4 protein-coding genes are annotated in these 7,041 nt (G+C 42.9%); 3 read left to right on the top strand and 1 reads right to left on the bottom strand.

The features are described 5' to 3' along the window. Positions 1-144: 144 nt before the first annotated feature. The 3 genes from IIC38_11545 to IIC38_11555 all read left to right on the top strand — a co-directional run bounded on the left by IIC38_11545 (position 145) and on the right by IIC38_11555 (position 6,147). Positions 145-2,274, top strand: a complete 2,130-nt coding sequence (locus tag IIC38_11545; protein MCH8126584.1) for a hypothetical protein — start codon at positions 145-147, stop codon at positions 2,272-2,274. Continuing rightward, positions 2,274-3,416, top strand: a complete 1,143-nt coding sequence (locus IIC38_11550) for a YncE family protein (protein MCH8126585.1) — start codon at positions 2,274-2,276, stop codon at positions 3,414-3,416. Before IIC38_11545 ends, IIC38_11550 begins: the two co-directional genes overlap by 1 nt. 649 nt (positions 3,417-4,065) lie before the next feature. After that, positions 4,066-6,147 (top strand): hypothetical protein, encoded by a 2,082-nt coding sequence (locus tag IIC38_11555; GenBank protein MCH8126586.1) that lies wholly within the window; start codon positions 4,066-4,068, stop codon positions 6,145-6,147. Between the two features lie 31 nt (positions 6,148-6,178). On the opposite strand, the gene IIC38_11560 is transcribed toward IIC38_11555, so the two are convergent. Continuing rightward, positions 6,179-6,700 carry an ImmA/IrrE family metallo-endopeptidase gene (locus IIC38_11560; protein MCH8126587.1) on the bottom strand — a complete coding sequence of 174 codons (522 nt, stop codon included), beginning with the start codon at positions 6,698-6,700 and terminating at the stop codon, positions 6,179-6,181. Positions 6,701-7,041 lie beyond the last annotated feature (341 nt).

Consider the following 7,041-nt stretch of genomic DNA (forward strand, 5'->3'; position numbering starts at 1 on the left):
CTGGAAGCCTTTGAAAAATAATAATAAACTGTCATTTCTAATCAACGTTCTTGGGAAAAGTGAAGTGAAATATTCAGGACGAATCGAAATGACAAGGCAGTAACTGTACTGCAAAGTCTATAAACTTAAAAAACGGAGGAAGCTATGGATTGTGCCAGAAAAAGATTGGTATCTTACTGCACAGTTGGCATCACATTCTTATTATTGGTCTCATCCTCATGGGCGCAAGATCCGCAAGAAGCCGACAGTACATTTCATTTTAAATTTAGCCCGGATTCATTATTTCTCAACGTCGGTGATGAAGTAGATGTGACAATCCAATATCTGGATGATGAAAATAATGTTCAGCCTATGTCTTTTTTCCTTTATTCCCGAGGTTCGGATAGGCAAGCCAGAAGAGCTTTAAAGATTACCCCGCGAAGAAGTGATCCGACCGGTAGTGTTACGGCTAAAGTAAAAGCTTATTTGCCCGGTTCCTTTACTTTAACGGCCAGAACAGTTGCACCCAGAGATGAAAGAATGCAAGCTGGCATTCCAGTGACAGTTGCGTTTCCACCGCTTGATAGAATTACCTTTATCAATCCGCAAGAGAAACTTTACACCGGCACAACTTTTGCTTACCGTACAAAAGTATTTGATACCGCCAACCTGGAACGCAAGGAGGTGGACGTTCAATTAACCAGCTCTAAGCCTGAAATTGCATCACTTGATCCCTTTGGAAATCTCACAGCCCATAAATCCGGAACTGTTTCTTTGATTGCCAAATGTGAAGGTTTGGAGTCCAGGTTAGACATTCAGGTAAAATCCGACCCGGTAAAAAGCCTTGAGTTAAGCAGTGATTTGTTGGAAGCCCGAACCGGCGATGTCATCCACTTTAAAGCTGTAGCTAAAAATAAACGTGGAGAAACAGTTACAGACGCCCTGATACATTATGCCTTTGTTGCCAAACCTATGGATAACCTGGCTCCAGCAGCTTCAGGCCAGATAGAAGACGATGGCCGTTTCGTGGCGGAAACACCGGGATTGTATACAATTATGGCAAATTCCGGTTCTCATATGCAAAAGACTACCGTCCGCATCGTTCCACGAAATGTCAGGCAAAAGATTGAAATTGTTGGTCATGGGGCGGTATTAAAGGTTAGAACATCTGACTTATGGGTTTGGGAAGGAGTTGACGGACGTGATTATGCAATTACCGGCACCTGGAATGCGAATGGCGAAGCCTATTTCTGGGATGTGACCGATCCCTCGAAAATGACCATTATAGACACGATAACTGTGGATGCCCGCACCGTAAATGATGTGAAAGTATCCGAAGATGGCCGAATTGCCGTGATCAGCCGGGAAGGGGCATCCAACCGGCGCAATGGCATTGTGATCCTTGATATCTCAAATCCATATGATGTAAAAATTCTGTCGACCTACGATGATGAACTCACCGGTGGTGTTCACAATTTATTTATCTATGCGAATCATGTGTACGCTGTCAATAATGGTCGTCGTTATGATATAATAAATATTGAGGACCCAACGAACCCACACAGAGTTGGACGCTTTGAACTGGATACACCCGGACACAGCGTACACGATGTCTGGATCCAGGATGGAATCGCTTATTCATCCAACTGGCAAGATGGACTACAACTAGTAGACATCGGTACTGCTGCCACTGGCGGGCCGTTTAAAAAGTACGAAGAAGTCCCGATGCCGGAGTTAAATAGCCCATTTTTTGCAAACGGCTCCCCTTCAAATCCGGTGCAATTTGCCAACTATGAATACCCGAGTGGTTGGAATCATGCGGCATTCCCCTTTTATAGTAAGTCAACAAATAAATTTTACGTGCTCGCCGGTGATGAAGCCAGACCCAGCGAGAACATTTATGCTAAAGGTTTGCGTGACCGAATTCCAGGAACCATGACTGGTTGGATCCATTTTGTTGATTTTACCGATCCTAAAAATTCACATGAAGCCGCCAGGTACCAGGTCCCAAATGGCGGCTCTCACAATTATTGGGTAGAAGATGATATTTTATATGCGGCATTCTACCAGGGTGGGTTCCGGGTTGTAGATTTATCCGGTGAGTTAATGGGGGATCTGTATCGACAAGGACGAGAAATTGCATCGTTTTTACCAACACATGCTGATGGATTTATTCCAAATGCACCCATGGTTTGGGGGCCACAGCCACACAAAGGAACTATTTTTTTAGCTGATATGAATAGTGGTCTATGGGCCGTACGTCTTATTCCAAATAATGAAGGAGGAACTAATTAATGTTTCGAAGAATTTTTTTGATCGTTTTTTGCCTGGTTATTTTAGGGAGTTTAATATCATGTGCCTCTTCCTCTGTGTCGATCGTACCCGAATCATCAATTGTATATTATGTTTATGTAACTGCTGAATCCGAAGACGAAGTTTCTTTGATCAGTTTTGATGGAAAAACAACTACAGTTGTAAAAAACATTCCGGTTGGTGTTTGGCCAGTGGAGATCGAAGGTCCACACGGTATTACCGTTAGTCCGGATGGAAAGTATTGGTATCTTTCCATGGCCCATGGTTTTCCCTACGGACATGTTTATAAATTCGCCACGGGTACTGATGAAATGCTTGGCCGGGTTGAATTGGACTTGTTCCCTGCAACTATGCAGATCTCACCGGCAACCGGCTTACTATATGTTGTAAATTTTAATCTTCATGGCGACCATGTTCCCAGCTCGGTATCCATCGTCGATCCGGAAACTCTCGAAGAAATCGACCGGGTAACGACCGGTGTAATGCCCCATGGTTCACGAATTTCACCGGATGGATTGTATCATTATTCAGTTGCAATGATGGACGACAAACTCTTCGAAATCGATGTGGTATCCTTCGAAATCAGTCGAACCCTCAACCTGAACAAAGACGGAATGGGAGAGATGCAATCGCATGCCGGAATGCAGCACGATATGAAATCAGGAATTAAACACAAACCGATATCCAAACCGACCTGGGTTTATCCTCATCCCAGCAAACCATTTGTTTACGTTGCCAACAATGGCTCGGCGGAAATCGCAGAAGTGGATTTAAACGAATGGAAAGTAACCCGCCGATTTCAAACCGATAAAGGACCCTACAACCTGGAAGTAACCCAGGATGGCAAATTACTTGTGGTCAGCTACAAATCTGTTGGCGCAACTGGAATTTGGGATTTGGAAAGCGGCAAAGAGTTGGCCAAGCTTCCAAACAGCCGCAAGGTTACCCATGGGGTTACAATTTCCCCGGATAGCCGTTATGCGTTTGTGTCTGCTGAAGGGATAGGCGCCGAAGCCGGTGTTGTCGATATCTTTGATTTAAAAACACTAAAGCATGTTGGCACGGCAGAAATTGGCAAGCAAGCGGGTGGTATCATCTTTTGGAAAATGGAATCATCTGAATAATTTTTGCTGCTAAAAGTTTAATAAATGAAAGGAGTTACTGATAGTTACTTCTTTTGATAAATCATACAGATACTGGATACTGGTTTCTTGATGCTATAGCATATGTCACTCCTTCGGAGTGTTACATTCTCTTGTTGCGTTTGGCTATAAACATTTCATCCTTACAGGATTTTCCCCACGAAACTGAAAAAAAGGGTTTACATGCGGAGAATACAAATATTAATCCGAAATGTTTAAGGGTTCTATATGATTGGAATCATAAAACATACGGTTCTCTTCAACTCCTATGAGTGCAATGTTTATAGAATGGGAGCTAAATAATAATACAAAACTCCGTAGGAGTTGTATATAGTTTCTGGTATGAAGATTCTAAAATGGCAAACACTTGTCGCTCCTACGGAGTTTTACATTCTCTGGTTGACGTTTGGCTATAAACATTTCATCCTTACAGGATTCTACATAAGTTTAGTTCAGATTATGATAATAAATGTTTGAAAGACACAAATAATTGGAAAACATTTCAACACTATCTCGACTTATTCGGGATTCCACTTAGGCGTGTCACATTCCTTCAAAAACTCATTTCGAAGGCGTTCAACATAGTAGTCATTTTGAAAAAATTCTATGAACAACCATCCCGGAGGCTTAAATGAAAAGGTCAATTCCATCCATTATTATCGTTTGCTTCGCAATTTCAATCCTATTTTCACAAACACTATTTGCCCAGGAAGCAGAAGAATCTGATTCGTTATTCTTTAAATTCGATCAAGACTCACTTCAGCTTGATATTGGCGACACGGTACGATTAAAGATTGATTTGATTAATGAAGCCGGGGAATTACAAACCAACCCATTTTTTGTGTTTTCCAGGGGAAAAAATGCACGAAGATCGGTAACCGTAACCCCACGCAGAAGTGATTCCACCGGAACACTTATAGCAAATATTATCGCTCATAAACCTGGCTTTTTTCGGATTGCGGCTAGATCGATTAGTCCGGGCAATAGAGTCAGGTCAGAAATTCCGGTTAAAGTAAACTTCCCACCGCTTGCAAAAGTTGAATTTCAGAATCCAAAAGAAAAGATTTATGCAAGAACCACAACCTCCTTTAAAACCAAAGTCATCGATGCGGCAGGTTTTGATAGGAAGAATGTTCAGGTTAGTTTAACCAGTAGTCATCCGAAAATAGCTTCATTGGATGGTTATGGAAATTTAACGGCTCACAAATCCGGAAAGATAACATTGACGGCTCAGACCGGCAATATTGTAGAATCATTAGAAATACAAATTGTCAAAAATCCGGTTACAAGAGTGGAGCTGAATTCGGATATGGAAGAAGGCCGCACCGGGGACGTATTTCATTTCAGCGCGATGGCTTTTGATAAAAAAGGAAAAGACGTTTCCGATGCGCCGATCCGATATTATGTCAACGCAAATCCGGAGGACAATCTGGGTCCCTCTGCAACCGGACAAATCGAACAGGATGGCCGCTTCGTAGCAGAAACACCTGGATTGTATACCATCGCCGCCCAGTCCGGACCCTTTATCGATCAACTCACGGTTCGCATCACCAAAAGGAATGTTCGGAAGAAATTGGAATTGGTGGGTCATGGTGCGGTGGAGGATGTTTATACCTCTGATTTATGGGTTTGGGAGGGAGTTGACGGCAGGGATTACGCAATTACCGGTACCTGGGGCGCTAACGGTGAAGCCTATTTCTGGGATGTTACCGATCCTGCGAATATGACGATTATCGATACCATTACTGTGGATGCTCGTACCGTCAATGATGTAAAGGTTTCTGAAGACGGAAGAATTGCCGTGATCAGCCGTGAGGGCGCATCCAATCGCCGCAACGGTATCCTGATTCTGGATGTTACCAATCCTCACGATGTTAAAATTCTTTCCCGCTACGATGATGAACTGACCGGCGGCGTCCACAATGTGTTCATCTATAAAGAACATGTTTATGCAGTCAATAATGGCCGCCGTTTCGATGTCATCAATATTGAAGACCCAACAAATCCTCATAGAGTTGGCCGTTTTGAGTTAAACACGCCGGGACATAGTATCCATGATGTCTGGATCGAAGACGGAATTGCCTATTCTTCAAACTGGGGGGATGGCATTCAGTTAATCGATGTGGGCAGTGGAACCGGCGGCCAATTCCAAAAGTACGTGGAAACCCCAATGCCTGAGGTCAAGAGTCCGTTTTATGCCGGCGGATCACCGCAAAATCCAAAGAATTTTGGCAGTTACGAAGATCCCAGCGGTCGGAACCATGCGGCATTTCCGTTCCATAGTAAATCCACCGGCAAGTTCTATGTCCTGGCCGGAGATGAAGCTTTTCCTTACGGCGACGGCGCCAGCCAGTTTAAACCCACAATCGCAGCAGGTTGGATCCATTTTATCGATTTTACCAATCCTGCCAGTCCCAAAGAAACAGCGCGCTATGAAGTCCCCGAGGCCGGCTCCCATAACCTATGGGTCGAAGATGATATTTTATACGCAGCCTTCTATAATGGCGGTTTGCGGGTAGTGGATATTTCAGGAGAACTCATGGGTGACTTATACAAACAGGGCCGGGAGATTGCCTGGTATTTGCCATACCACCCCAAGGGTCTCATCCCCAACTCGCCCATGGTCTGGGGACCACAGCCCTACAAAGGCCTGATTTACTTCTCCGATTTTGACAGCGGTTTGTGGGCAGTTAAGTTGGTGGATGAGGAGTAGAAAGAAGCAATCTGTTGGAATTCTCGCGGTGTTAGATTAAGAGCTTAACGGACTTGCGCTTGTTAGGTTTTCTTCCTCTCTGGTCATTTAGTAATCCTAACATCTGAAGCCTAAGTGTCACGGCTGAATGCGAAACATCGAAGACTTTCTTCAGCACACTAGTAATACTCATGTAGGTGGAAGTATTAACCGGTTGATCATCTACGAATAAATACCCGAATCCATGATCTTTCAAATCATGTTCTACTAGTAATCGTGCAAATAAATCGAGAAGGGGTTCTCGAGGAAGAATTAAGCAGGAAGCAAAATAGTTAGCCTGCCATTCCATCCTCGCAATTTCCTTAATCCCTCCGGAGATGGCATCTAATGGGGTATAGTCGGATTCTTCACAATATTCCCCACTCATGAATTCAGCATGTCCAAGATAAAAGTGACCTAATTCATGAGCTAAAGTGAATTTTTGCCTAGTTTGTGATTTCTGATCTTTAAAAATTTTAATTATTGTTGGTAAGAAGCTGATTGTACCTAAATGATCGTTCGTATCATCTTCCATAACACGATCCTCTAATGATTAGGTATCAACCTCCTTTTGATAGATTGATTCAAGTAATAATGGTCCTTCTTTGTATCCAATTCTCTCTAAAAGAATTTTGCATTTAGCTTCGATTTGGTCTTTTCTAAGAAAAGGCACAGTACATTTATATGAATCTTTAGGAACAATGATCTGTTGGACGTACTGTTTCCGTAGAAAACAGACAAATTAAATATTTTAGTTAAGTGCATGTATGAATACATTAAGACAAAAGAAAGGAGCATCAATCCATGCTAAGGAAGAAATATTCATCGAGTTATAAAGTTCGAACAGTTTTAGAAGGTCTGAAATTGCCTGAAGGT

The sequence above is a fragment of the candidate division KSB1 bacterium genome, from assembly GCA_022566355.1.
Lineage (GTDB): Bacteria > Zhuqueibacterota > JdFR-76 > JdFR-76 > DREG01 > JADFJB01.